Genomic DNA, 2885 nt, shown 5'->3' with positions numbered 1-2885 from the left:
CGCAAGCTGCGCAAACCGCCGTACGGCTACCGCGGCCTCAGCGAAGACGAAAAGCGCCGCACCGAAGGCTCCTACCGCTGGTCGCTCGACGACCAGCCGCTCCCCCCACGCCCCACCGACGACAGTACGCCCGACGAAGCGCCGTGAGGGCATGGCGGAAGTCCGCTCTCCGCTCCATGGGTCCGGCACAGACTACGCCAGCCCTACACGGTCAAAGATAAGGTCCACGTTACGCACGTGGTAGCTGGGATCAAAGACTTTGTCGATCGCCTCCTCCGAGAGGTGCTCGGTGATGGCGTCGGCCTCGCGCACAATGTCGTGGAAGGCGCGCTGCTCCTCCCACGCCTGCATGGCCAGGGGCTGCACGCGGTCGTAGGCATCCTCGCGCGAGAGGCCCGCGTCGATCAGCTTCAGCATGAGGCGCTGGCTGTTGTAGAGGCCATAGGTACGCTCCATGTTGTCGCGCATAGTATCGGGGTACACCGTGAGGCGCTCGATAATGCCCGCCATGCGACGCAAGGCGTAGTGCACAATGGTGGTCGCATCGGGCAGCACCACGCGCTCGACTGAGGAGTGCGAGATGTCGCGCTCGTGCCAGAGCGCCACGTTTTCGTACTCGCTCACCATGTATCCGCGCAAGAGCCGGGCGCATCCCGTCAGGTTCTCCGAACCTACTGGATTCCGCTTGTGAGGCATGGCCGACGATCCTTTCTGTCCGGATCCAAACGACTCCTCTACTTCCCGCACTTCGCTGCGCTGTAAGTGGCGAATCTCAACCGCGATTTTCTCTATCGTAGCCCCGATGCCCGCGAGCACGCCCAGGTAGTTCGCATGCCGATCGCGCGAGAGGATCTGCGTAGAGATGGGGGCCGGTCGTAATCCGAGGCGCTCGCACGTTAGGCGCTCCACCTCGGGTGGGATGTGCGCAAAGGTGCCCACAGCCCCCGAGAGCTTGCCCACGCGCATCTCCTCGGCGGCGCGGTCGAATCGATCGCGCTGGCGGGTCAGCTCGTCATAGAAGCGGGCCAGCTTCAGTCCAAACGTGGTGGGTTCGGCATGCACGCCGTGGGTGCGGCCCATTGTAAGGGTATGCTTGTGCTCATGGGCGCGCTCGGCCAGCTGATCAATGAGCGCATCGAGTTGCGTGCGGATGAGGCGGTTGGCCTTGCGCATGCGCACCATGTACGCCGTATCCACCACATCGGTCGAGGTAAGGCCGTAGTGCACCCACTTCTTTTCGGGACCGAGCGTTTCACTGACCGCACGGGTGAATGCGACCACATCGTGCTTGGTCTCCTTCTCAATCTCGCGGATGCGATCCACGTCGAAATCCGCCTTCTCGTAGAGAAGCTCCACGTCTTCAGGCGGAATCGCACCGATTTCGCTCCAGGCCCAACAAGCAGCCAGTTCCACATCGAGCCACGACTGAAACTGCTGTTCAATGCTCCAGAGGCGGCCCATCTCAGGGCGGGTATAACGGTCGATCATAGCAAACAAGGGGCGTAAGGGAGGCGAAGCAATGCATTCCAACATACAAGTCGTATCGGGTCGAATGCTACCGGCAACCGCGAATTCTGTCTGGTTGATGCATAGCTTCACACAGGACGCATCATTGCGCGGGCACCATTTTTTGTACACCGCGCGCAGTCTGCCCAAGGTTCCTTTCTACGATAGTAGTAAATTAACACGCCCACACCAGACTATGATGATTTAAGTAAATTGTAATGAATGGTTTACATAGTGTAACGCGACTGTTAACGTGGTGCCAACATCTGTTGATGAAAGCGTGAGGCGGCTCCACCAGGCCGCCCTTACGTATGTAGTTTTCACGGCGGATGGGTCGTTTTTTTCTTTTGCGTAAGAAAATACTTTCTTATGAACACCCACCCCCTTTTCCGTAATCTTTTGCTTGGAGCTGTGCTTGCAGCCTCTTTGATCTGGGCCGGATGCGACGATTCATCGTCGGGAATGGCTGAGGACGATGGGCGCGAGGCGGCTCCTGTGAACATGAGTACAACGCCCCCTGCGGATGAACCTTCTGCTACAGAACTACCAACAGGCAACGTCAGCACGCCCATCGAAGGGCAGTACATCGTGGTTTATGACGATGATCAGGTCGCTGCGAAAAGCGAAGCCGACCGCGTTACCCAAGCCGAATCGCTGCTAAGCGCCAAATCGGCGACTGCGGCAGAAGTGCGCAGCACTTACGGCTATGCGCTGAACGGCTTCTCGGTTACCAACCTGTCCGAATCGGAAGCCGAAGCGCTCGAAGCACATCCCGATGTAGACTTCGTTGAGCAAGATCAGACGGTGCACGCCGTTGATACGCAGTCCGATGCCCCGTGGGGACTCGACCGCGTTGATCAGCGCTCCGGACTCGATGATACCTACACGTACGATGCTACCGGAAGCGGTGTAAACGCGTACATCCTTGACACCGGCATCAATACCAGCCACGACGACTTTGGCGGACGTGCTGTTAACTCTTTCGATGCATTTAACGATGGCCAGAACGGCGAAGACTGCAACGGACACGGCACACACGTGGCTGGTACCGTGGGCGGTAGCTCGTATGGCGTTGCCAAAGATGCCACCTTGCACGCTGTTCGGGTGCTCGACTGTGACGGCGGCGGCACTATGAGCGGAGTTATTGACGGTGTGGACTGGGTCGCAGCAAACCACCAACCCCCAGCTGTGGCGAACATGAGCCTGGGCGGTGGTGCCAGCACGTCGCTCGATAATGCTGTCGAAAATGCCGTGAGCGATGGTATTCTCGTTGTGGCCGCTGCCGGCAACGACAACACGGATGCCTGCAACGCCTCGCCGGCCCGCGTAGACGATGCCCTGACGGTTGGATCGACCACCTCCTCCGATCAGCGCTCCAG

2 protein-coding genes are annotated in these 2885 nt (G+C 59.3%); one reads left to right on the top strand and one right to left on the bottom strand.

All coding sequences use genetic code 11. The features are described 5' to 3' along the window. Window positions 1-192 precede the first annotated feature (192 nt). Window positions 193-1488, bottom strand: coding sequence for an adenylosuccinate lyase (gene purB, locus R6U20_RS07845; RefSeq protein ID WP_410337306.1), 1296 nt, complete (start codon window positions 1486-1488; stop codon window positions 193-195). A gap of 429 nt (window positions 1489-1917) precedes the next feature. On the opposite strand from purB, the gene R6U20_RS07840 reads away from it, so the two are divergent. After that, on the top strand, window positions 1918-2885 hold a 968-nt coding region (locus tag R6U20_RS07840; RefSeq protein ID WP_410337305.1), incomplete at its 3' end, for a S8 family peptidase.

The organism is Longimonas sp. (genome assembly GCF_046498435.1).
GTDB lineage: Bacteria > Bacteroidota > Rhodothermia > Rhodothermales > Salinibacteraceae > Longimonas.
This window is presented reverse-complemented; position numbering and strand designations above follow the sequence as displayed.